This is a genomic window from uncultured Tateyamaria sp. (genome assembly GCF_947503705.1).
GTDB lineage: Bacteria > Pseudomonadota > Alphaproteobacteria > Rhodobacterales > Rhodobacteraceae > Tateyamaria.
The window spans coordinates 1-22,538 of sequence record NZ_CANNES010000017.1; the positions used below are offsets into that span (position 1 = coordinate 1).

The following is a 22,538-nucleotide window of genomic DNA, read 5'->3' on the forward strand; positions in this document are numbered from 1 at the left end:
ATCGCCGACGGCGTCACCATCGCCCTCCTGGTCGCCTTCCCCGCAATCGTCCTGTGGCTCCCATCACTCGCAGGATAGAAAAACGGGGGGAGGCTGCAAACCGCCCCCCTTCATTGTTCCAGAAATATGCAAAAACCCGACAGGCGCCCCAAGCGCTGACGTCAGAATGGCACGTCCACCGGCGCAAACCCATCCAGGGATACATTGCGCATCGTCTGCAAAATGCCCGTCATGTCAGACACCATCTTGTTTGCCGTCAGACGTCCTTTTTCGGCGGTTGCCAAATGCGCCTCGCCTACCGCGCCGTGCGGGTTCAGATCGGACGCGATCCAGCCAAAAGCCATCGCCCCTGTGGGCGGGATCACGGCGTCTTCGGCCGCAGAACGGAAATCCTGCGCCTTGGCCATGTCGACCGTGTCAGGGCGCAGGTGTAGCATCAGCGAGGTCTCGTAATCGCCGCCATGAATGCCATGGGTCATTTCCTGCGCGCTGAACAGCCCATCTGGCGCGCCGGAGGCACCCCAAGACCCGCGCACCACATACATGCCGACCTGCACCCGCAATTCGCGCGCAACAATAGAGATCACATCGGCATTGCCGCCATGGCTGTTGAGGATCAGCAACTTACGCACGCCCGCACGCGCCACGGAAAGGCCGATCTCTGTCCACAGGCGGATCGCGGTTTCGGCGCCGAGCGTGAGTGTGCCCGCAGCCCACAGGTGCTCGTTGGATTTGCCGACTGCCTGTAGGGGCAGAACGCGAACATCCAGATCGTCAGGGGCCGTCGCTTTGAGCTGTGACAACAAGCCGTCGTTGATCATTGCGTCAGTGCCCAGCGGCAGGTGGGGCCCGTGCTGTTCCACGGCGGCGGTCGGCAGGATCGCGATTGTGGACAACGGATCAATGTCGTCGAAGTCAGACGCCGTGAAGTCTTGCCAATCGCGGACGCCGCTCATTCCGCATCCGCCTTGCGCAGGCCAGGATAGACGTACATTTCTGCGTAATCGAAATCTGGATCATCCCAGGCGATCATCTTGCCGGGGTTCAACAATCCCTTTGGATCGGCCTGTCGTTTGAAGGCCAGTTGCGCGGGGTCCGTCGATTGCCGCCCGCCTTCCTCAAGCGTGTAGCGGTGCGGATTGTAGATGACCGCGCCGTGTTCTTCGTGCAGGGCGACGATCTGGTCAAGCCGGGCCTCGTCCGTGAACTTGACCAGGCTCAGCCCGCCCAGACCAATCCGGCCATTGCGGCGCGACACTTCGATATGTTGCAGAACCTCGGGGCTGAACATCTCGCGCATCTTGTCGATCAATGGGATGGGGTCTTCGGTCCCGTAGTCCACTTGCAGATAGGTGATCGATGGATCGACCTTGAGCGCGCGCAGCGTCGTGTGGTTCCAGCCATATTCAAAGATGCGCCCCGGTGCGCGCGCCCAATCGTGATCGTCCGAGCGGTAGATCACATGCGCGCCCGTATGGGCCGCATGAAATGTCTCGAACCCCGCCATCGAATGTGGGGCAATCATCAGGGCGACAACCGCATCGTCGGCTTGGACATAAGGGGCGACGCGCTGGAAATAATCCGATGCGATACCGGGTTCAAACACTGTAGCAAGTTTGCTCAGTATGCCGTCGCAGCCTGCAAGATCAGAGGCATAAGCAAGGGCGGCAGAGAAATCCTTGAACGTCACAAAAAGGTCCACCCAGTCATAGGCGGCAGCCAACGGCATCTCGATCTCGGTGATAATCCCGTTGGTGCCATAGGCGTGGCTGACCCGGTGCAAGTCGTCTCCTGTGATCTCGATGATGTTCGGTTCAGCCTCCATCGTGACGACGCGGAGGCGGATGATATTGCCCACATCACGCAAGCTGCCCCAATGGATGGACCCGACGCCGCCTGAGCCACCGGCGATGAACCCGCCTATGGTGGCCGTGGCCCAGGTCGAGGAAAACATGCGCAATTCCTGGCCCGAATGGGCGATGCAGGCGGCGTCAATGTCCTTGAGCAGCGCGCCCGGTTCAGCAATGAAGCGTCCAGGCTGGATGTCCTTGATCGCGTCCATTTTGGTCAGGTGGAGGATACAGCCTCCCGCCAGAGGCACTGCCTGGCCATAGTTGCCAGTGCCCGCCCCGCGCGTGGTGACCGGCACGTCGTGGGCATAGCAGGTGCGCAAAACTTCGATCACTTCGGCCTCGGTGCGGGGGGTGACGACAAAATCCGCGACCAGCCCCTCTAGCCTGTCCTTCAGCACAGGCGAATACCAAAAGAAATCGCGACTCTTGGCCTTGACCGAGGCAGGTTTGACGTCGATGTCCAGATGTTCCAAAGCGTCAATAGCGGCGGCAATATTTGGGGCGGTCATAAAGTCCTCATCAAATGGTCAAGGTCAGCATAGTCAGGCAAACGCGTGTCGATCTGGCGGCCTGCGCGCAGCACGATCCTGTCGGATTGGGGGCGCGCAAATAACTCGGTCCAGCTTCGCGCGCGGCAGATCACTAGATCGGCGGGCGCGCCGGGGACCAGCGACGGGGCGTCAAAACCGCAGGCCGCCGCAGGGTTGGTCAGAAAGGCGCGTGCCCAGTCATAAGTGGTGTGATCCAGATGCCCGATCCGCGTAGCCTCGCGCATCACTTCGATCATGTCCATATCGCCATAGGCAAAAAACGGGTCGCGGGTGTTGTCGGAGGCAAAACTGACATTGATCCCTCGCACCTGCATTTCATGAACAAGCGTAATGCCCCGAAGGCGTGGCGTGCGACCTGGGTGGCGGTCTTGCAAGTACAAATTGCACATGGGCAAACTGACCACGTTCAATCCCGCACGCGCCACCAGATCGAGGGTGTTCAGGGCCGTGGCCTCGTCCATGGTCGACAGCGAACACAGATGGCCCACGACAACTGGCAGATCAAATCGGTGGTCGAGCACCGCCTGGGCAATGTCGCGCAGCGTGTTCACCTCCGGGTTCAGCGTCTCATCCACGTGAAAGTCCAGCGGCAGGCCCCGATCCATCGCTGCGGCGATATAGCGTTCAAGCTGGCGGGGCAGGGTGTCACTGGGCAATGTAAGGCCGCCCAGCACGCCGCCATGACGGGCGACGAGATCGACGACAGACGCGAAATAGTCCGGCTCGTCCGCCATGGCGCAGTTGCTGAGGCATGCCGCCTGGAGATCAATGCGACCTGCCCACTCCGCTCGCAATTCAGAAAAAAGCGGCCAACTGACATCTTCCTTTGGGTCAAACTGATCCAGATGCGTGCGAATGGCGCGTGTGCCATGCGCATAGGCGGATTTGAGGGAAAACTCCATCCGGGCGCGCAGATCTTCGTTATTCCAACGGCCTGGTTTGTCCTCGCTGACCGAGGTAATGGCGCCGTGAAAAGACCCGTCAGGATTGGGGGTGCGGGGCCAGATATGGCCCTTGTCCAGATGGGTGTGCATATCGACAAAGGCGGGAAAGACCATCGCACCTTTCATGTCCACAACCTGTGCTGTCGCATCCGGGGCCACGATCCGGCCGTCCGCCAAAAACAGCTCCAGCGAGCCAGGACCGTCCGACTGGTCCAGAAAACACCCCGGCGCTTCCAGGTTTATCAGGCGTACCGGGCCTTCAAGCGGCAATGTCATGAAACTCTGGCTCATCGGTATTTGATGGCGGTTTACGACCCGTCACGCAATGCCGCCTGCGGCGTTCCAGGTCGATTTTGTGCACAGCAAGGCGCGAGGCACGGCCACGTGACTGGACAGTCGGCCGGACGATACCCATCTTGGCGAGCAAACAGGGGACCCTATGACACCAACCGACATGACCGTGGACTGGGTGAACCGCTTTCCCGGTTTGGCCCGTCTGAAACCCGAGACGCGCGCTCTGCTGCAATCACGCAGTCGCATTGTCGAGGTTGAGGTAGGCACAATGATCTTTGGCCCCGGCAAATCGCCTGAACACATGCTGTTCCTGTTGGACGGTTCGGTGCGGGTACAGCAAGTGTCTGAAACGGGGCACGAAATCGTGCTCTATCGGTTGCAGGCCGGGCAAAGCTGTGTGCTGACCACCGCGTGCCTTTTGGCCTATGATGACTACTCGGCCGAGGGGATCGCGGAAACGCCGGTGCAGGCGGCCGCCGTGCCCCGGGACGTGTTCGACGATTTGGTGGCACAGTCGAAATCCTTCCGCGACTTTGTCTTTGCCGCCTTTTCCAAGCGGTTGACGGATTTGTTTCTGATTGTGGACGAGGTCGCGTTTCAACGGATCGACGTGCGGCTGGCACACAAGCTGATTGGGCTGGCCGAGGGACAAAACAGCATCGCGACCACCCACCAGAAACTGTCTGTCGAGCTTGGCACCGCCCGCGAGGTCATCTCGCGCCAGTTGCAGGAATTTCAGCGTCGTGGCTGGGTCGAACAGGGGCGGGGTGTCGTACGGATCATCGCGCGGGACAAACTGGCGCAACTCGCAGGGCATATTTCATGAGTTTCTGCCCGGTTTGGTGATATTGTCACCGTCTGCAAACACCTGCATCGGTTAGACAACAGGCAAATGATCAAGCAGGAGAGCTGATATGACGTCGAAATTCGCAACCAATGTGGGCAGCGTGGACCGCGGCCTGCGTATTGTGTTGGGCCTAATCCTTTTGGGCGCCCCGTTCCTGAGCGGTGCAGCGTTGTTTCAATCGGGCGCTGCAACAGGGATTGCCGTTTTGGTCGGGCTTGTCTTGATCGCCACTTCGGCGATGAAGTTCTGCCCGCTCTACCGCATTTTGGGCATCCGGACGTGCAAGCTGTGATGATGGAGACGGCGTTTACACCTTTGCAATCGCTGGGCGGTGGGGCTTTGATCGGCCTTGCGGCTGTTCTTTTGATGGCCACGGTAGGCCGGGTGATGGGGGCCACTGGCATTCTGGCCGGTCTTTTGACCCCGGTGGACAAGGCGGATTGGACATGGCGGGCCGTGATGCTGCTGGGGATGATCACTGGACCGGTGGCCATGATGGCACTGACCGGTCAGATGCCTGCGGTGCAAGTGCCCATCTCCACCCCGATGCTGGTGGTTGGTGGGCTGATCGTTGGCATTGGTGTCACCTTTGGGGGCGGATGTACCTCTGGGCACGGTGTTTGCGGGATGGCGCGACTGTCGCCCCGGTCCATCGTGGCGACCCTCACCTTTATGCTCACAACCGGCATCACCGTCTTTGTGGTCCGCCACGTGATCGGAGGATAAAACATGCGTCTGTTAACCGTTTACCTGATCGGCTTGGTCTTTGGTCTGGGCATCTCGATCTCTGGGATGGCGAACCCGGCCAAGGTGCTGAACTTTTTCGATGTGGCCGGAACGTGGGACCCAAGCCTTGCCTTTGTGATGGGCGGTGCGCTTGTCGTGACCTTCATCGGCTACCGCTTTGTTCTGAAACGTCCAGCGCCTATCATGGCAAAGGTGTTCCAGGTGCCCACGCGGCGGGATCTGGATCTGCCGCTGATCGGTGGTTCGGCTGTCTTTGGCGTTGGTTGGGGAATTGCCGGGTTCTGCCCCGGCGGTGCGCTGCCGGCCCTTGGGACAGGGCGAATCGAAGTGGTGATCTTTGTTGCGTCGCTTGTCGCCGGAATCATTGTTGCAAAGGGGCTGCGCAGCACGCTGGCAGGACCAGGGCAAGAGGCCTAATCCGGCGTCTGCTCTATCGCGCTTTGCCAGCTTTCGAGAAAGGCGCGTCGGTTGAGCGGATCAAGATAGACCAGAAGTGTCGGGCCAAGGCGAATGGGCCCAAAACTGAGTTCCTGCGCCGAGGAAGGGGCGAGGGGTGGAAGCACCCACTCGCCTTTTTCCGTGCGATTCCCGACCTCTAGCAGCGCATCTACAAAGGCGCCGGCCTCGGTCACTGCGGTGGCGGTGTTCGGGATCAGGGCTGTGCGCAACATGACGTTGTCAAAATCCTCAAACAAGATGATCTGCAGCCCTTCACCCTCGGGCCCGGCAAGGCGCTGACCTGCATAGCTGCCCAGCACGTTATAGGCCAAGGCAAGCTGACCGCTGGACACGTCGTCAATCATCTGAGCCGAACAGCAATAGAGCTGCGGATCAAGGCGGCCCATCACCTCGGACAGCCGCCAATAGGCGTCCGAAATCCGTGCCTCTTGCGTGGCAAAAAGATAGCCCAAACCGCTGCTGCGCACATCATAGGTTCCGATCGTGCCCGCAAAGCGTTCCGGATTCTCGCGCAGGATCGAGATCAGGTCTTGCCGCGTGCGCGGCACAGGCAACCCCGCAAAGGCACGGGTGGAGATGACGGCAACCGCAGGCTCGGAGGTGAAGGCAAAAATCAGATTGCGCCACTTTGCCCAGTCCGGCAATGCCTCTGTGGCGTCGGACACAAAGCTTTGGGCAAAGCCATCATTGGCGAGACGAAATTGAAGGTCCATTGCGGATGATATGACGACGTCAAAGGCTTCGCCCGCCGCCACGGCACGAAACACCTCGGCACTGGAGGATACGGTGTAGTCAATCCCGATCTCGGGAACTGAGGCCTGAAAAGACAGCAAAAACGGTTCAAACACGTCCAGATCGGCAGTCGACAGAATGCGCAGCGTCGTAGGGCCGGTGCCGGGATAGGTGCGCTGCTCTTCTACCTCAAGGGCGGCGCTTGCATTTGCCCAGAGCGCGAGGATCAGGCTCGCGGCAAAATGAATGACACGCATGTCCCGTTTCCTTCGTTGTTTGTCAGTTCGATGCGGCCCTGATGGGCCAGAACCACATCCCGCGCGATGGTCAGGCCAAGGCCCGATCCCACTGTCCCTTCGGCATTCTTGCCCCGTTGGAACCGCTCGGTATATTTCTCGAAGGGCTCGTCGCCCAGGCCGGGACCGCTGTCCGAGACTGTGATTTCGCCCGATGCGCCGGCCGTACGCACCCGCACGGTGACACTGGTTTCGGGCGGCGAATATTTGACCGCATTGTCGAGTACATTGCGCAACGCACTTTCCAAGAGCACATCATCGCCGCGCACCATTGCCGTATTCGCATCAAGATGAATGTCGATGTCTTTCATGTCGGCGGTGGGTTGCAGGGCGGCGGTGGCCGTGCTTGCAATCTGGGCCAGATCAATAGCAGTGTCGGGAATGTTTTCTGACCGATAGGCAACCGTCGCGTGATCCAAAAGCTGCCCTGCAGAGCGGGAGCTTTCGTCGACGGCGCGGATGATCTGGCGCATACGCTTTTTCTCGGTCACGTCATCTACACTATGCAGGGCCACTTCGGCCTGCGCACGTACTGTGGCAAGCGGCGTGCGGATGCGGTGAGCGGCCTCTGCAATGAAATCCTCGGACTGGCGCAGTGACCGCGACAACCGGTCGATCAGGCGGTTGAGCGATTGGAGCAATGGGGCCAGTTCCTGCGGCGGGGTTTGACGCAAAGGGCGCAAATCCGTGGGACCACGCCGCGCCACCGCCTCGGCAATCACGTTGATCTGGTGCAGCGAGGTGCGCGCAACAACCGCTGACAGGGCCACCGCCACCGTGAAGAATGCGATGCTCAAAAGCGCGGCGGTGCGCGACAGATCGTTGGCAATGAGGCTCACGCCATAGCGGGTCTGGCCCACATAGACCGTAACGGCGACCCGGTTAGCCCCCGCGAGGATCACGCGGGTGATGGCCGCCACGCGCAAGGGTTCGTCCTGATAGGTCGTTGTATTCAATCGGGTTTGACCAGGAGCGGGGCTGACAAAGTCCGCACTGATCGCAGGCGTGCCCGTCAGCGTCGCGCCCCCTTGGGTCACGTGGTAGAACACCCGGTCCTCGCTGATCGCGCCCAACATGGAAAAGGCGGAATAGGGCAATTCGAGCCGCACTTCGCCGTCCTCGCTGCGCAAGGCTTCGGCGATGATGCTTGCGGATGCCTCAAGGATGTTATCCTGGGTGCGTTCAGCGGCCTGGCGGGCAAAGCTGGTCACCATGGACCACGACAGGACAGACAACAGTGCCGCCACGCAGGCCAGCAACACAGTCAACCGGCGGCTGATCGAGCCTGAGGTTTTCATGACATATGCAGCCGGTAGCCCACGCCGCGCACCGTTTCTATCCGCGCACCGGCGTGCCCCAGTTTCTTGCGCAAACGGCCCACATAGACCTCGATCGCATTCTCGGTGATCTCGGCATCGTATGAAAACATCCGGTCCATCAGGGCGGCCTTGGACAGGATGCCACCCTTGCTGCGCACAAAGACCTCCAGCAGGCGCAGTTCGCGGTTGCGCAAATCAATGATCTCGTCGCCGATGGCGAGGGTGCCGTTGGTCATGTCAAAGGTGGCACGGCCCACAGCGACGTCATTGCGCGCAGCACCGCCCCGGCGACGCAAAACGGCGCGGCAGCGTGCTTCAAGCTCGGAAAAATCGAAAGGTTTGGTGATGTAATCATCGGCCCCCTGGTCCAGCGCACCCACCCGGTCGCTGATCTGGCTGCGCGCAGTGAGAACGATCACCGGCGTCTCGGATACATCGCGGCGCGCGGCCAAAAAGTCGCGTCCATCGCCGTCAGGTAACATTACATCCAACAGAATCAAATCATAGTCCGCGGCCGCCAGACAATCGCTTGCCTCTGCCAGCGAGCCCGCGTGATCCACCGCATGTCCATCCAACTCGATCCGGTTGACGACGGCTTCGGCCAGTTCCTGATTGTCTTCAACGAGCAGATAACGCACGGTTTTTCCTCGGTATTCGTAGGCCTGTCCACGCAGTATGGCGCTGTATCATCGCTCTTGGCCACCTCTGTTTTCGCGCTTGTCAGGTCCGTGTCAGCTTGGTGTGGTCTTCTGACGCAACCTGGGCGGCGACAAGCCGCCTTGTCAAATGGGAGGAAACCAACATGAACACCTTTGGGTGGACACGCCGCACGTTGATGGCGGCTGCAACTGCGACCTTGGCTCTGGGCGGTATGGCACAAGCGGACGGGCACCAGGTGCTGGACGATATTCACTTTCTGATCCCCGGCGGTGCCGGTGGCGGCTGGGACGGGACAGCCCGTGGCACGGGCGAGGCGCTGACCAATGCGGGCCTTGTTGGCTCTGCCAGCTATGAAAACATGTCCGGTGGCGGCGGCGGTGTCGCGATTGCGCACCTGATCGAGAACGCCGATTCCATGGGTAACACCATGATGGTGAACTCCACGCCCATTGTGATCCGGTCGCTGACGGGCGTCTTTCCGCAAAGCTTCCGTGACCTGACGTTGGTTGCGGGTACCATCGGTGACTATGCGGCTATCGTCGTGAACACCGACAGCCCGCTGCAAAGCATGGATGACCTGTTGGCGGCCTACCGCGCGGATGGCCTGAGCTTTGCCATTGGCGGCGGTTCGGTGCCGGGCGGCATGGACCACCTTGTTGCCGCGATGGTGATGCAGGCGGCAGGCGAAGATCCCACAGCCTTCAACTACATCCCCTATGATGCAGGTGGTGAGGCGATGGCGGGTCTGCTGTCTGGTGAAATCCAGGCGCTGTCCACCGGCTTCTCGGAAGCGGTTGCACTGGCCACACAAGGCGAGGTCCGTATTCTGGGCGTAACAGCAGACGCCCGCGTCGGCGCGTTCGAGGATGCCCCCACCATGATGGAGCAAGGCCTCGACACCACGTTCGTGAACTGGCGCGGGTTCTTTGCCGCACCTGGCATTGATGATGCACAGCTTGCCGCCTTCCAAAGCGCGCTGAGCAGCATGTACGACACGCCCGAATGGGAAGAAGTGCGCGCGCGCAACGGATGGGTCAACATCCACAACTCGGGCGACGATTTCCGGACTTTCCTGGAAGATCAGGAAAAGGTGATCGGTGACCTGATGAAAACGCTTGGCTTTCTCTAAAAGCTGACGACGTGGCGCGGCCCTGCAACTGATGGGGCCGCGCCGACAATTCCAAGACATTTCGGGAGGGGACACCATGGCGCTGGATCGCTGGATCGCGCTGATATTCGTGGCATTTTGCTGTATTTACGGCTACGCGGCCTTTTTCACGATGGATCAGCTTCTCCCCCCATTCATGCAACGCAACCCGGTGTGGCCGTCGACCTTTCCCAAGATCCTTGCGGTTCTTGGCGGAATCGTCGGGCTGATCGTGCTTTTGGGCGTCGAGAAAAGCGGCAAGGATGCGGGGCCGAGCGCCACCGACATCAACTATCGAAATTTGGGCGAATACAAAGTGGGCCAGGCCCTGCTGCTTTTGGCCTTTATGGTGGCCTATGCGCTCTTGCTGCGCCCTGCGGGTTTTCTGCTGGCCACAACCGCCTTTCTGGTGGCGGGCAGCACGGTTTTGGGTGAACGCAAATTCCACATCATGATCCCCGTGGCGGTCCTCGCGACCGGCTTCGTCTGGTATCTGGTCCAAGAAGTGCTGGGCATCTTCTTGCGCCCTTTTCCGTTTTTCATGGGGACCTAATCGATGCTTGAGGGAATACTGATCGGCCTTGAGGCCGCGTTTTCGATCCAGAACATTCTCATGGTTGTCGCTGGTTGCTTGATCGGGACATTCATCGGCATGTTGCCGGGACTGGGGCCGATGTCGATCATCGCCATCATGATCCCGGTGGCTATCTCTTTGGGTGATCCTGCGGCCGCCCTGATCCTGCTGGCAGGCGTGTATTACGGCGCCATCTTTGGCGGTTCGACCTCGTCGATCCTGCTGAATGCGCCAGGGGTGGCGGGTACCGTCGCAACCAGCTTTGACGGCTATCCGATGGCCCGAAAGGGGCAGGCGGGCAAAGCGCTGACCATTGCCGCTGTGGCGAGTTTCGCGGGTGGCACTATCGGGGCGATCCTGCTGATGATCTTTGCGCCGGCCTTGTCATCGGTGGCCCTCCTTTTCCACTCTGCGGAATATTTCGCGCTGATGGTGGTGGGCCTGTCGGCCATTGCCGCCTTTGCGGGCACAGGCCAGGTGGCCAAGGCGTTGATGATGACCATTCTGGGCCTGATCCTGGCCACGGTGGGCGAAGGAGCACTCTTCAACATGCCCCGCTTTACCATGGGTATGATGGACCTGCAGTCGGGCATTTCGTTCATTACGCTGGCCATGGCGATGTTTGCTTTGCCAGAGGCGCTGTTTCTGGTGCTGAACCCTGCGCGCAGCGCAGGACAGGGCGGCAGCGGGAAGATCGAAAACCTGCGCTTTTCCCGCGAGGAAGGCAAAGCGATGCTGCCTGTGATCGGGCGCCAGTCTTTCCAAGGCTTTTTCATTGGCGTTCTGCCGGGGGCGGGCGCGACCATCGCGTCCTTCCTCGGCTACGCGGTGGAGCGTAACATCGCCAAGGGTGACGAACAGGCCGAGTTCGGTCACGGTTCGGTCAAGGGATTGGCCGCACCCGAGACCGCGAACAATGCGGCGTGTACGGGGTCATTTGTGCCGCTTTTGACTTTGGGCATCCCCGGGTCGGGCACCACGGCGATCCTGTTGGGTGCGTTGATTGCGTTGAACGTGACACCGGGCCCGCGCCTGATGGTCGACACCCCAGAGATTTTCTGGGCTGTCATCATCTCGATGTTCATTGGCAATCTGGTGCTGTTGATCCTGAACCTGCCGCTGATACCGTATATCGCGAAAATCCTCGCGATTCCACGTAATTACCTAATCCCCTTCATCCTCTTTTTTACGTTGATGGGGGCCTATATCGGACAAAACAACGCGACCGAATTGCTGATCCTTGTGGGGCTAGGGGTCATGGCGACAATCTTCCGCTTTGCCGATTATCCCCTCGCTCCGCTCCTTATCGGGTTCATCTTGGGCACTATGCTCGAAGATAACTTTGCCCGCGCGATGCAGCTCTACCGTGGTCTCGATTTCATCTTCGAGCGACCCATGACGGCGGGCCTGTTGTTCTTGGCAGCGGTGCTTGTGGTGCTGCCCAGCTACCGCGCACGCCGGGCGCGCAGGCGGGCGCAGGGCGTGGCGGATGGGGACTGATCATCCGCTTTCCGGTGTTCGGGTTCTGGATCTGACCAATGTGCTGGCGGGTCCCTTTGCCTGCCACCAATTGGCCCATCTGGGCGCAGAAGTGATCAAAGTCGAGGCCGTGGGCCGGGGTGATCTGGCTCGCGGTCTCGGGGCTTCGCCTGACCTGTCGGCCAAGGGGATGGGCATCAGCTTTCTCGCGCAGAACGCGGGCAAGGCGTCCATGACGCTGAATCTCAAAGCGCCCGAAGGCAAGGCAGTGCTGACCGATCTGGTCAAAACCGCCGACGTGCTGGTCGAAAATTTTCGCCCCGGTGTGATGGATCGTCTTGGCCTTGGGCCTAACGTCTTGCGTGGGGCCAATCCACGCCTGATCTATTGCGCCATTTCGGGCTTTGGCCAAACCGGCCCATGGGCTGACCGCCCCGCCTATGACCAGATCATCCAAGGGGCCTCGGGTGTGATGGCCGTCACTGGCACGGCAGCGGGCGGACCGACCCGCGTGGGCTACCCGCTAGCCGATACGGTAGGGGGGCTCACGGCGGCCATGGCGATCACAGCAGCGCTGAACGCGCCTGAGCGAGGATGCGTCATCGACGTGTCGATGCTTGACGCGGTGTTGGCGACCATGGGCTGGGTGGTGTCGAACCATTTGATTGGGGGGGCCGCGCCCGCGCGTCATGGTAACGAAAACCCGACATCGGCCCCGTCGGGCGCGTTTCAATGCGCCGATGGATTGGTGAATGTCGCGGCAAACAAGGACGAACAGTGGGTCGCCTTGGCCCGCCACCTGGGCCGCGATGATCTTTTGGAAGCGCCGATCTATGCCACCCGCGAGGACCGCAAGGCCAACCGCCTGCGCCTCAAGGCGGAGCTTGAAACCGTGCTGACCACCCGCACGGCAGAGGCCTGGGCGGCTGAACTGAATGCGATCGGTGTGCCCGCGGGCGCGGTTCTAAGACTGGAGGACGTTTTGGCCCACCCACAGATCAAAGATCGTGAATTCCTTGCGCATTTTGCCGATGTTCCGGGCCTTGATATCGCTATTGACTTGGCACGGATCGGGGCGATGGTGGACGGCGTGCGACCGTCCGTCGACGCTCCGCCTCCTGCACTTGGACAGGACACGGACAGCATCCTCGCGGATTTGGGGTATGGCTCTGCGCAGGTCACAGAGTTGAGGGAAAAGGGCGTGATATGACCGATGACGTTGCAGATTGGTGGCGCACCTCGATCATCGACATGGAATCTGGGCGCATCGACATTCGAGGCCGTCCGATCCAGGATCTGATCGGCACCACCGGCTTTGCCCAGATGATCTGGCTCATGGTGATGGGCCAGGAATTGAGCGGTCCGCGCGCTGCATTGTTCGAGGCGGCTTTGGTCGCGGCTGTAGATCATGGGCCCCAGGCCCCGTCGATTGCCGCCGCCCGCATGGCTGCCACCTGCGGTGTGGGCCTGCAAAGCGCGATGGCGACGGGGCTCAACATGCTGGGCGATGTGCATGGCGGGGCAGGTGAACAAGCCGTTGAGATGTTCCAAGCCGCAACCAGGTTCGACGGAACAACGGCGCAGATGCTTGACAACTGGCGGGCGGAACGTGGGGCGTACCTGCCGGGCTTTGGTCACCGTTTTCACCAACCAATTGACCCGCGCGCGCCGCGTCTGCTGGCACTGGTGGACGAAGCAGTGGAACAAGGGGCGGTCACGGGCCGCTATGCGGCCGTTGCGCGTCAGATTGAGGCGGAGTTGGCGCAGGCGAAAGGTAAGCCCGTGCCGATGAACATCGACGGTGCCACGGCTGTCATCTATGCAGAACTGGGCTGCCCGCCCGCGCTCGCGCGCGGGTTCTTCGGGCTTTCGCGCAGCGTCGGTTTGCTGGCGCATGCTTGGGAACAGACACAGCAGGGGGCACGGATCAAAGGCCCAACCCCGCCCGGTTATGGCTGGACGTATGATCCGAGTTGATCTGCCGTAGGTCCTTGCGGATTTCGCGTGATGGGGTGGGCGACGAAAGCCGGCGTGGTCAGAAATAGAAATGGCAAACGCGAAGACTTGGGGCATCTTAGCGGCAAGGTTTAGTTCTATTGTGGCAATATGGGGAATTTGTGTGAGCCAAATCGGCATGCGATTGAAATGATCGACGAATGCTATCGAAACCTACGGTTTGCACAAATCATATGAACAGCGGACATCAGTATTTGACGATCGAGACGCCTTTTGGCCGTTGCGCTGAGTAATTCCATGAAAAATTTTTATTTCTGGGGAAAACATAAATGATAACTGAGGGAGTTTAATTTTTGGCTCATGTAACCTCCTGATCCGTGACATGATGCATCTTATGCAGATGGTGAGGTGCTAAGCTTGCGTTGTTCAAGATGGCTGATCAATCCGACGTGCTGATCGCGCACATTCCCGCTACGGTGTTGACGGATGAGGTATTTCGGGAGCGCCGTTGCTTCGCACATTCCTAATGGAAACCAGACAATCCTTACGGTCGTTGTAGTATTGCATTTTTCCTTTGAATGCTGGTGATCGCACTAAATCAGGCGCGGGATCGGCAATGCAAACGCAATTTGACTCCAATGTGAATTCGAGATCGGTGGGAAACGGTTTGCGTCTGAGTGAACCTAATTGCACCAGCGTCAACTACAGGCTTGAAGCAACTCTGTGGCTGAGGGCGGGCGCAAATGGTAGTATTTCGATCCTTAAGCCGAATTGTCATGGGAGACCGAAGGAATACAAAAGCAGCCTTTAGACGGCCCCCTGCATCAAATATGTATCTGTTTTGCATTGAATGAATAGACACTGTCGGCCAAAGTCCAAGTGCACGCGCCCATTTTGGAAAGAAGATTCTGTTGTCGACAAACGTACCAGCCGCGTCATTTTCTTCGCATACCTCGGACGCCTCTGATACAGTTGTCAGAACAGAAGCCATTGCGTTCATGCCTGTTCCTGTAAATGCCAAAATCGACGGCACATCTGCTCCAGAAACTCTGGAAGGCGGCATTGGCGACGACACGATCTACGGCAACGGCGGGAACGACCTGTTGTCGGGTGAGGCGGATAACGATCTGCTATTTGGTGGGGCCGGGGACGACACGCTCGTCGGTGGTGCCGGTGACGACGAGATATATGGCAACAGTGGCAGCGACACGTTCTTTTTTGAGCTTGGTTGGGGTCAAGACCTGATCGGGGATTTCAATAACGGAACTGACGACGCTACAACGACGGATGTTGTATCATTCGGCGCGGGGATAGCGCCCGGAGACTTGCATGTTCGTCGCGTAGGGGATGATCTGTTCTTGGATCACGTCAATGGCGACAGCATCCGTGTCTACAATCAGTTCTTTGACGGCAATCATATAAGTACCGGCTTTTCCATCGAAGAGGTCCATTTCGCCGATGGCACGGTTTGGACGCTGGGCGATATCGAACAGTTTATCAACATCGCGACACCTCTAGCAGACTATCTTACCGGGACAGATGGCGACGACTTGATCAGCGGAATGGACGGGCACGATACACTCGTCGGGGGGCTGGGTGATGACACGCTGTACGGTGACGCGGGCGATGATGCCTTGGAAGGAAACAGCGGGGCAGATGTCTATGTTTTTGGCGTCGGATGGGGACATGATACGATCTATGGTGCCGACCCGACGGATACGATCAACTTCGAGGTCGGCATTTCCACAGCCGACATAAGTGTCCACAACTACTCTGGAACCACTGTGCTGATGCATGTGAATGGCGACAGCATTGAGGTCCCGTCGGGACATTTGGCCTACTCGCCTTTTTCGGTAGGGCAAGTCACTTTCGCGGATGGCAGCGTGTGGACCTGGGCAGAGCTGCAAGAAATGGCGAGCCAACCGTCGGACGGGAACGATTCGATTACGGGCGACGCGGGCGATGATTTGTTGAATGGTTTGGGCGGTGATGACACGCTTGCGGGACTGCATGGGAACGACAGCCTTGATGGCGGCGATGATAATGACAGCCTCTTGGGCGATTACGGGGATGACACGCTTGTCGGGGGCGCAGGAAATGATTTTCTGAATGCAGGTCAAACATACTTGTTCGATGAAACCGACGACGATTTGCTTTTGGGCGGGGAAGGAAACGATACCCTGCTCGGCCAGGCTGGAGAAGACACACTTGTCGGTGGCATCGGTGATGACAGCCTGGCGGGTGGATTTGGTGGGGATACTTATGTCTTTGGTCTGGGTTGGGGTCACGATACGATCAACAATGCGGGTACGGGCATCCAGAGCGAACCTATGGACATCCTGCAATTCGAGGATGGAATTGTGCCCAGCGACATCACCGTGTCGCGCAGCGGGTCGCATGTTGTTCTGACCCACGCAAATGGCGACAGTATCATTGTCCTGAATGCGGCCAATTGGCCTCACTCCGGTGATGACCGTATTGATGAAATCCGGTTTGCCGACGGAACCGTGTGGACCAAGTCCGATATCACCTTGTTGGTCAATCCTGCCACAATGGGTGATGACAGCCTATATGGGGACGTGGGGAACGATTTTATCGAAGGGCTGGGGGGGAACGATTATCTGGTCGGGGGGCTGGATGATGATACCCTTTCGGGAGGTAGCGGCGACGATATACTCTATGGCGGGCCTGGAGCCGACACTTATTTATTTGAACTCGGGTGGGGCAACGACACCATCCGGGACGATAGCTTTAGCCATATTGACAACGTTTTCGACGACGGACCCGACCACATCAGTTTCGGGGTGGGTGTGTCGGCCGATGACTTCACCGCCTACCGAACGTCCTCGGATCTGACTTTGGTTCATTCCGGCGGTGCCACGATCCTGCTCATGGATCACTATTCTTTGTCCCTATGGGGCAACGCGACCTTTGCCGGACGGATTTATGCAATCGAAAGCGTCACCTTCGCGGATGGTACGGTCTGGTCCATAACTGACCTTGAGGATCTTACGACCGCCGGAACGGTTGGCCATGACAGTTTAACCGGTCACGACCGCGCCGAAAAAATCTTTGGCGAGGCGGGCAATGACACCATTAAAGCTGCCGGAGGAGCGGACACTATCGACGGTGGAACTGGCAATGACAGGCTGTATGGCGATGCGGGCAATGACTTGATCCAGGGCGGCTTCGGCCATGATCGTCTTTATGGCGGGACGGGCGATGACACGCTGGTCAGCGATTTGGGCAATGACACGATGCAGGGGGGACAAGGCAGCGATACTTACCTCTTTGACCTTGGCTGGGGTGACGATGTCATCTGGAACCTCGACCTGTCCACAAATCGTGGTGCCGATATCATCCAATTTGGCGAGGGTATTTACGCTTGGGAGTTCACAACCAGCTTTTCGTTTGGTCAATTCATCCTTATCCACCGCAACGGAGACCGGATCACCACAACCTCGTTCGACGATCAGTCCAGCTTTTTCGAGATTAGATTTCACGACGGTACCGTATGGACGCAAAGCGACATCGAAGCCATGGAGCTGGCCTGGGCATGGGAAGGACTAGCGCTCGGCGACAACGGCGCTGGCAATCAAATATTGGGGTCAGAAAAAGATGACTGGTTATTCGGCGGCATCGGTGACGACCTTATTGCGGGGTTCGAGCGTGACGACACACTTTGGGGCGGGGTCGGGGACGACGTTCTTGTCGGCGGGAGCGGGCATGACTCGCTGATCGGTGGAACTGGATCAGATATCTATGGATTTGCCTTGGGCTGGGGCGACGACACAATCGACAATGGCGAAACGTTTCACTTGCCGACAGGGCATTTGTCATTGGCCGTTGATGGCGGTGATCCAACGACTTTGGAATTTATATCCTTTGCCGATAACGTCGCCTTGGGCGACCTGACATTTTGGCAAATGGGCGATCACCTTGTGATCCTGCACGAGAACCAAGACCGGATTGTCGTGAACCATCATTTCGCGAACACGGGAACCGATATCGAAGACCTCTATTTCGACGACGGGACCGGGATTGTCACATTCGGCCAGCTGACCATCGGCCAGATGTTGAATAACGGGCACAACGTCAAATTTGGTGGTGCAGGTGCGGACAGGATCAGTGCCTTGGGCGGTGATGATGTTGTCTGGGCCGGCGGTGGGCATGACCTGATTTTTGGGGGGCTCGGCAACGATACGCTGGGTGGATCAAGCGGCAATGATAACATCCACGGGGGGGAAGGTTCTGACCTGATTTTCGGGGGAAGCGGCGCGGACGGGGTGTCGGCCGGCACTGGCGCAGACACAGTCGGGGGCGGGACTGGGAAGGATACGCTGACCGGCCAAGACGGTAATGACGTATTGTGGGGTGGGCGCCACAATGACCAGGTCTATGGCGGCAACGGCGATGATCTGATGGGCGGTGGCGGCGGTAACGATCAGCTTTGGGCGAACGCCGGAAACGATACCGTTTGGGCCAATAACGGCAACGACAGCATTTGGGGTGGCGCTGGCAATGATCTCCTGGGCGGAGGCACAGATAACGATTTGATTTTCGGCGACAACGGCGATGATGAGCTTTTGCTAGGACGCGGTCACGATCTGGGCAATGGCGGACGCGGAAACGATACGATACTCGGTGGACATGGCGATGACACGTTGATCGGCGCGCAAGGCGATGACGTTCTATTGGGCGGGCGCGGAGCCGATAGCATTCTTGGCGGCAATGGTGATGACACTTTGACCGGTGGCGACGACGCGGACGTGTTTGTGTTCTTCGCCAGTCAAGGCGCGGACGTGATTACCGATTTCACGATCGGCGAGGACCTCATTCAGCTCGGCGGTGTCACTTCCCACTTCGGCGCGCTTAATATGCATCAAGAAGGTGTGGACGTCGTTATAACACTGAGCTTTGGAACATTGCTTTTGGAGAATACGGACATCAACGCCTTGAGCGCGGATAGCTTTGTCCTGATCTGACGATCGATGTGGTAATCGGCTACGACGAGCCAGTCAGAGATTACCGCTGGCTCATCCGCGAAGTGCGGTTCGCTTTTGCCCGGACAGCCCGCCTATTCGGCGGCAATCACACGAAGGTCCGCTGCCACCTTGAGCCTGCCAGGTCCCCAGTCCCGCACATCATTTGTACGCACCGCAGTGCGCAATCGGGTCATGCGCTCGACACGGTCGTCTTTGTCCATCGACAACGCACGCAGGATGGCGTGATCCATGGCGCGGTCGGAAAAGGGGTTGGTGATGACCGCATCGGCCAGTTCTACCGCAGCGCCCGCAAACTCGGACAGGACCAGCACGCCGTCACAATCGATCCGTGACGCGATGAACTCCTTGCACACAAGGTTCATCCCATCGGCCAGCGGGGTGATCCAGGCCACATCGGCGGCTTGATAATAGGCCATCAACTCGGTGTAGGGGATCGCGCGCGAGATGAGGGTGATGGGCTGCCAGTCCAGGGTGCCAAAACGGCCATTGATGCGGCCCGCGACCTGCTCGATCTCGTTCTGGATTTCCTCGTAACTGGCCATGTTCCGGTTGGCAGTCACCGACACATGCATCAGGCGGACTTTGCCCATGAGGTCGGGATTGTGTTCCAGTACACGCTCAAAGCTGGCGAGCTGTTCAACCCCGCCCTTGGTGTAATCAGTGCGCCCAACCGAGAGGATCAGCTGAGCACCGCACAGATCGTCCCGAATGGCCGCGGCTGCCGCGGTGGTTTCAGGTGCGCGCGCACGCTCGTCAATGAAGGCACCGTCAACGCCCAGCGGCGTATAGCTGACCGAAATCTCGTGCCCTTCGAACATGATGCGCTTGGGCACGGACCGCTCAGCAAGGGCCGTGTCCTCGGTGATCCATTTTTCCGGCACTTTTTCCCGGGCAACCTCATCCACGTCAAAGAGGCTCTTGGCGACCGACACGAAATTCGCGGCATAGCGCGGAATGTGAAATCCGACATCATCACAGGCCAGGAGGCTTTTGACGATTTCCTTGCGCCAGGGCAGCACGTTGAACATGTCAGCGGCAGGGAACGGCGTGTGGTGGAAAAAGGCGATCCGCACGTCAGGGCGCATGTCGCGCAGATACCCCGGCACAAGCCAAAGGTTGTAGTCATGCACCCAGACCAACGCGCCTTCGGCAGCCTCTGCCGCTGCGGCCTCGGCAAAGCGGCGATTTACATCGCGGAAATTCGCCCAATTCACCGGGTCATAGTTGTAGCGGTCCTTGAACGAGTGCAGGATCGGCCAAAACGCCTCCTTTGAGGTGACGTGATAGAACTCGCGCACCTGATCCGATGTCAGGGGCAGGCGCGACACGGAATAAGTACCGTAATCGTCGTCGATCTCGATTTTTTGCTCAAAATCGGGGTTGTCGGGGTCATCAGCCAGTTTCCAGGCAATCCATGCTCCGTGGTTCACGTTTCCGAAAAAGCTTTTGAGCGTTGGGACGATCCCATTCGGGCTTTTGTTTTCCCGCAGGACGATCTGACCATTTTCCTCAACCTCTTCATAAGGTTGACGATGATAGACGATGACAAGTTCGGATGACATGATCTGCTCCTTATGATGCGGGGAAAAGGCTGTGGCTCAGGATGGCTTCGGCGATGCCAGACGCGCCGATGCCCTTGGCCAGATGCACGTGATCGGCATCGCGCAAGGCGTCGATCAGAGCCGGTTCAGAGCCGCCAACAGCGACGGCCGGAAGCCCGAGGTTGAGCATGGAGAGGTCGTTCATCGTATCGCCCGCCACGAGTGTGCGTTTGTGATCAATGCTCAGATGCGCCAGCAGGCGCATCAGCGACGGCCCCTTGCTGACCCCTTTCGGCAACACGTCAAAATACCGATCATCCGAGATCAGACTGTCCAACCCCATATCCGCGACGATATCCAGGGCCCGCGCATCAAAGGTGTCTGCGTCCAGGTCAAAACTGACGCGGTAGCGAAAACCGGTAGATTGCAACGTTAACCCGCGCACATGTTTCAATGCTGCGCGCACGCGCAGGCCCGCATCGCCCCAGGCGTCTTCAATTTCGGCCTCAAGCGGTGAAATGGGGCACATCAGACCATCCGCATCGACCGATGCGATTGTGGTGCCCACGTCACCCACGACATAATCAGGACAAGGCACACCGCGCTTGGTCGTCAGTTCGCGGATAAAGCCGGGATCGCGCCCAGTGACAAAGATCAGGCCAACCCGCTCTCGATGTGCTTCAATCCAATGGTAGAAATTGCTCCGCTCTTGCTCGGTCCCGCCGAGGAAAGTGCCATCAAGGTCGGTGGCCAGAACAAAGTCTTTCTTGGCGATGGTTTTGGTCGGAAATGTTTCGTGACGGGTCATGAAATCCTCTCTGCAAGTGTCGCGACTGCATGGTCTGGGGCTGGGTGACTAAAGGCGAGGTCCATCGCGCGCGGCTCTGCTTCAATCGGTCGGGCCCAGAGGGCGGCAAAGGCCGCGCCCAGGTCGGCGCCCTCGTGCAAAACGCTGCGAACCGTGTCGCAAATCGGCATCGAGACGTTCAGCCGGTTGGCCAGATCGGTGACCGAGCGGGCGTTCACTTCGCCCTCAACCACAATGGGTTGCCCCTCAAAACACTTGGCGCGCGCGATACCCTGGCCCAATTGCTGGCCCAAGGCCATGTTGCGCGACGTGGCGCTAGAGCAGGTCAGCGACAGATCTCCGATGCCGGACAGTCCGGTGACGGTTTCGCGACGCCCACCCAAAGCTTCGGCCAGTGCTTTCATTTCGTCCACGCCGCGCGTAATCAGGGCGGCGCGCGTGTTCTCGGCAAATCCTGCGCCCGTCATCATGCCACAAGCAATCGCGATGACGTTCTTGACCGCCCCGCCGATCTCTACGCCGATCAGATCGTCAGAGACATAGGCTCGAAAGCTTTCCGTGGTCAGCGACATGGCAAGACGCACAGCGGGACTGCGGTGAGGTTTGAGACGGTCGGCATAAGTGAACTGAAATGCCACCGTGGCGGAAGTTGGATGCCCAAGTGCCGTTTCGCGGGCAAAGGTCGGGCCCGACACGCAGCCGATTGGATGGCCGCTTAACTCTTCTTCGGCGACCTGCGACATCAAGAGGCCGGTTTCATCCTCGATCCCCTTCGCGCAGATGGCGATGGGGATGCCTTTGGGGATATGCTCTGCCACCTGGCGGGACACTGATCGAATGCTGCGCGATGGTACGACGATCAGGACCGCTTCGGCGTCAGACAAGGCATCAGCCATCGCGTGCACCGCCATCAGGGTTTTGGGCAAAGTCACATCAGGCAAAAGCTCGCCATGCGTATTGTTACGGTTGATCTCGTTGACGACGGCCCGGTTGCGCCCCCACAAACGGACCGACGCGCCAGCGCGCGCCAAGGTCGCGGCCAATGCGGTACCCCAAGAGCCTGCGCCGATCACGGTGATGCGCTCGTATTTCCGGGCCGGGTGAGGGGGTGTGTGCGCTGCGATGGGTGTGTGTTTCATCTGGGCCTCACTGAAAGTCTATGGATGTTGTGTCAGCACTGTCGGCGACGTTCCCACCGCGAGCCTCGGATGTTGGATGTGTCGTTTTTGGATCATGCATGTCGCAAAACCTGTACCCACTGTGAGGAAGATCAACGCTGCACGTGCGAAATAGTTTCAAAAATTGCGGTGATGTGGCCGCATTTT

General features: G+C 59.0%; 19 protein-coding genes. 10 read left to right on the plus strand and 9 right to left on the minus strand.

Annotated features, from left to right (window positions below):
• Window positions 1-161: 161 nt before the first annotated feature.
• Genes Q1A44_RS21225 through Q1A44_RS21235 form a run of 3 tightly spaced genes read right to left on the minus strand, consistent with a single transcriptional unit; the run spans window position 162 to window position 3,639 of the window.
• A complete protein-coding gene (locus tag Q1A44_RS21225) occupies window positions 162-956 on the minus strand; it encodes a creatininase family protein (RefSeq protein WP_299629314.1) in 795 nt (264 codons plus the stop codon).
• Window positions 953-2,362: an FAD-binding oxidoreductase gene (locus Q1A44_RS21230; protein ID WP_299629315.1), complete on the minus strand. Its 1,410-nt coding sequence runs from the start codon at window positions 2,360-2,362 to the stop codon at window positions 953-955. Before Q1A44_RS21230 ends, Q1A44_RS21225 begins: the two co-directional genes overlap by 4 nt.
• On the minus strand, window positions 2,359-3,639 hold the full coding sequence (locus Q1A44_RS21235) for a cytosine deaminase (protein ID WP_299629316.1): 1,281 nt from the start codon (window positions 3,637-3,639) through the stop codon (window positions 2,359-2,361). Before Q1A44_RS21235 ends, Q1A44_RS21230 begins: the two co-directional genes overlap by 4 nt.
• 163 nt (window positions 3,640-3,802) lie before the next feature.
• Between Q1A44_RS21235 and Q1A44_RS21240 the strand changes: the two genes are divergently transcribed.
• The 4 genes from Q1A44_RS21240 (at window position 3,803) to Q1A44_RS21255 (ending at window position 5,653) form a co-directional block, all read left to right on the plus strand.
• Window positions 3,803-4,468, plus strand: coding sequence for a Crp/Fnr family transcriptional regulator (locus Q1A44_RS21240; protein WP_299629355.1), 666 nt, complete (start codon window positions 3,803-3,805; stop codon window positions 4,466-4,468).
• A gap of 88 nt (window positions 4,469-4,556) precedes the next feature.
• Window positions 4,557-4,781, plus strand: coding sequence for a DUF2892 domain-containing protein (locus Q1A44_RS21245; RefSeq protein ID WP_299629318.1), 225 nt, complete (start codon window positions 4,557-4,559; stop codon window positions 4,779-4,781).
• 2 nt (window positions 4,782-4,783) lie between these two features.
• Window positions 4,784-5,215 (plus strand): YeeE/YedE thiosulfate transporter family protein, encoded by a 432-nt coding sequence (locus Q1A44_RS21250; protein WP_299629357.1) that lies wholly within the window; start codon window positions 4,784-4,786, stop codon window positions 5,213-5,215.
• A gap of 3 nt (window positions 5,216-5,218) precedes the next feature.
• Window positions 5,219-5,653 carry a DUF6691 family protein gene (locus tag Q1A44_RS21255; protein ID WP_299629320.1) on the plus strand — a complete coding sequence of 145 codons (435 nt, stop codon included), beginning with the start codon at window positions 5,219-5,221 and terminating at the stop codon, window positions 5,651-5,653.
• Here the strand turns inward: Q1A44_RS21255 and Q1A44_RS21260 are convergent.
• Genes Q1A44_RS21260 through Q1A44_RS21270 form a run of 3 tightly spaced genes read right to left on the minus strand, consistent with a single transcriptional unit; the run spans window position 5,650 to window position 8,680 of the window.
• Window positions 5,650-6,684, minus strand: coding sequence for an ABC transporter substrate-binding protein (locus tag Q1A44_RS21260; RefSeq protein WP_299629322.1), 1,035 nt, complete (start codon window positions 6,682-6,684; stop codon window positions 5,650-5,652). The two genes, Q1A44_RS21255 and Q1A44_RS21260, sit on opposite strands and share 4 nt — an antisense overlap.
• Window positions 6,654-8,021 (minus strand): sensor histidine kinase, encoded by a 1,368-nt coding sequence (locus Q1A44_RS21265; protein ID WP_299629324.1) that lies wholly within the window; start codon window positions 8,019-8,021, stop codon window positions 6,654-6,656. Before Q1A44_RS21265 ends, Q1A44_RS21260 begins: the two co-directional genes overlap by 31 nt.
• Window positions 8,018-8,680 carry a response regulator transcription factor gene (locus Q1A44_RS21270; RefSeq protein WP_299629326.1) on the minus strand — a complete coding sequence of 221 codons (663 nt, stop codon included), beginning with the start codon at window positions 8,678-8,680 and terminating at the stop codon, window positions 8,018-8,020. Before Q1A44_RS21270 ends, Q1A44_RS21265 begins: the two co-directional genes overlap by 4 nt.
• Window positions 8,681-8,844: 164 nt before the next feature.
• Between Q1A44_RS21270 and Q1A44_RS21275 the strand changes: the two genes are divergently transcribed.
• The 6 genes from Q1A44_RS21275 to Q1A44_RS21300 all read left to right on the plus strand — a co-directional run bounded on the left by Q1A44_RS21275 (window position 8,845) and on the right by Q1A44_RS21300 (window position 18,843).
• A complete protein-coding gene (locus Q1A44_RS21275; RefSeq protein WP_299629328.1) occupies window positions 8,845-9,831 on the plus strand; it encodes a tripartite tricarboxylate transporter substrate binding protein in 987 nt (328 codons plus the stop codon).
• A 76-nt stretch (window positions 9,832-9,907) separates the two neighbouring features.
• Complete coding sequence (locus Q1A44_RS21280) at window positions 9,908-10,402, plus strand: tripartite tricarboxylate transporter TctB family protein (RefSeq protein WP_299629330.1); 495 nt, start codon at window positions 9,908-9,910, stop codon at window positions 10,400-10,402.
• A 3-nt stretch (window positions 10,403-10,405) separates the two neighbouring features.
• Complete coding sequence (locus Q1A44_RS21285) at window positions 10,406-11,923, plus strand: tripartite tricarboxylate transporter permease (RefSeq protein ID WP_299629332.1); 1,518 nt, start codon at window positions 10,406-10,408, stop codon at window positions 11,921-11,923.
• Window positions 11,913-13,112 carry a CoA transferase gene (locus Q1A44_RS21290; protein WP_299629334.1) on the plus strand — a complete coding sequence of 400 codons (1,200 nt, stop codon included), beginning with the start codon at window positions 11,913-11,915 and terminating at the stop codon, window positions 13,110-13,112. The genes Q1A44_RS21285 and Q1A44_RS21290 overlap by 11 nt, the downstream gene beginning before the upstream one ends.
• Window positions 13,109-13,879, plus strand: coding sequence for a citryl-CoA lyase (locus Q1A44_RS21295; RefSeq protein ID WP_299629336.1), 771 nt, complete (start codon window positions 13,109-13,111; stop codon window positions 13,877-13,879). Before Q1A44_RS21290 ends, Q1A44_RS21295 begins: the two co-directional genes overlap by 4 nt.
• A 977-nt stretch (window positions 13,880-14,856) precedes the next feature.
• A complete protein-coding gene (locus Q1A44_RS21300) occupies window positions 14,857-18,843 on the plus strand; it encodes a calcium-binding protein (protein WP_299629338.1) in 3,987 nt (1,328 codons plus the stop codon).
• Between the two features lie 92 nt (window positions 18,844-18,935).
• On the opposite strand, the gene ggpS is transcribed toward Q1A44_RS21300, so the two are convergent.
• The 3 genes from ggpS to Q1A44_RS21315 are packed head-to-tail and all read right to left on the minus strand — an operon-like array spanning window position 18,936 to window position 22,352.
• Window positions 18,936-20,426, minus strand: coding sequence for a glucosylglycerol-phosphate synthase (ggpS, locus tag Q1A44_RS21305; RefSeq protein WP_299629341.1), 1,491 nt, complete (start codon window positions 20,424-20,426; stop codon window positions 18,936-18,938).
• A 10-nt stretch (window positions 20,427-20,436) separates the two neighbouring features.
• Window positions 20,437-21,213: an HAD family hydrolase gene (locus Q1A44_RS21310; protein ID WP_299629343.1), complete on the minus strand. Its 777-nt coding sequence runs from the start codon at window positions 21,211-21,213 to the stop codon at window positions 20,437-20,439.
• Window positions 21,210-22,352, minus strand: a complete 1,143-nt coding sequence (locus tag Q1A44_RS21315) for an NAD(P)H-dependent glycerol-3-phosphate dehydrogenase (RefSeq protein WP_299629345.1) — start codon at window positions 22,350-22,352, stop codon at window positions 21,210-21,212. The genes Q1A44_RS21310 and Q1A44_RS21315 overlap by 4 nt, the downstream gene beginning before the upstream one ends.
• Window positions 22,353-22,538: the final 186 nt, after the last annotated feature.

Bases quoted from the DNA above. Each gene is read 5' to 3' on its own strand.
- Q1A44_RS21310 (WP_299629343.1), bottom strand. From the start codon at position 21,213: ATGACCCGTCACGAAACATTTCCGACCAAAACCATCGCCAAGAAAGAC.
- ggpS (WP_299629341.1), bottom strand. From the start codon at position 20,426: ATGTCATCCGAACTTGTCATCGTCTATCATCGTCAACCTTATGAAGAG.
- Q1A44_RS21255 (WP_299629320.1), top strand. From the start codon at position 5,219: ATGCGTCTGTTAACCGTTTACCTGATCGGCTTGGTCTTTGGTCTGGGC.
- Q1A44_RS21235 (WP_299629316.1), bottom strand. From the start codon at position 3,639: ATGAGCCAGAGTTTCATGACATTGCCGCTTGAAGGCCCGGTACGCCTG.
- Q1A44_RS21295 (WP_299629336.1), top strand. From the start codon at position 13,109: ATGACCGATGACGTTGCAGATTGGTGGCGCACCTCGATCATCGACATG.
- Q1A44_RS21245 (WP_299629318.1), top strand. From the start codon at position 4,557: ATGACGTCGAAATTCGCAACCAATGTGGGCAGCGTGGACCGCGGCCTG.
- Q1A44_RS21265 (WP_299629324.1), bottom strand. From the start codon at position 8,021: ATGAAAACCTCAGGCTCGATCAGCCGCCGGTTGACTGTGTTGCTGGCC.
- Q1A44_RS21230 (WP_299629315.1), bottom strand. From the start codon at position 2,362: ATGACCGCCCCAAATATTGCCGCCGCTATTGACGCTTTGGAACATCTG.
- Q1A44_RS21315 (WP_299629345.1), bottom strand. From the start codon at position 22,352: ATGAAACACACACCCATCGCAGCGCACACACCCCCTCACCCGGCCCGG.
- Q1A44_RS21260 (WP_299629322.1), bottom strand. From the start codon at position 6,684: ATGCGTGTCATTCATTTTGCCGCGAGCCTGATCCTCGCGCTCTGGGCA.
- Q1A44_RS21250 (WP_299629357.1), top strand. From the start codon at position 4,784: ATGGAGACGGCGTTTACACCTTTGCAATCGCTGGGCGGTGGGGCTTTG.
- Q1A44_RS21225 (WP_299629314.1), bottom strand. From the start codon at position 956: ATGAGCGGCGTCCGCGATTGGCAAGACTTCACGGCGTCTGACTTCGAC.
- Q1A44_RS21275 (WP_299629328.1), top strand. From the start codon at position 8,845: ATGAACACCTTTGGGTGGACACGCCGCACGTTGATGGCGGCTGCAACT.
- Q1A44_RS21280 (WP_299629330.1), top strand. From the start codon at position 9,908: ATGGCGCTGGATCGCTGGATCGCGCTGATATTCGTGGCATTTTGCTGT.
- Q1A44_RS21240 (WP_299629355.1), top strand. From the start codon at position 3,803: ATGACCGTGGACTGGGTGAACCGCTTTCCCGGTTTGGCCCGTCTGAAA.
- Q1A44_RS21285 (WP_299629332.1), top strand. From the start codon at position 10,406: ATGCTTGAGGGAATACTGATCGGCCTTGAGGCCGCGTTTTCGATCCAG.
- Q1A44_RS21290 (WP_299629334.1), top strand. From the start codon at position 11,913: ATGGGGACTGATCATCCGCTTTCCGGTGTTCGGGTTCTGGATCTGACC.
- Q1A44_RS21300 (WP_299629338.1), top strand. From the start codon at position 14,857: ATGCCTGTTCCTGTAAATGCCAAAATCGACGGCACATCTGCTCCAGAA.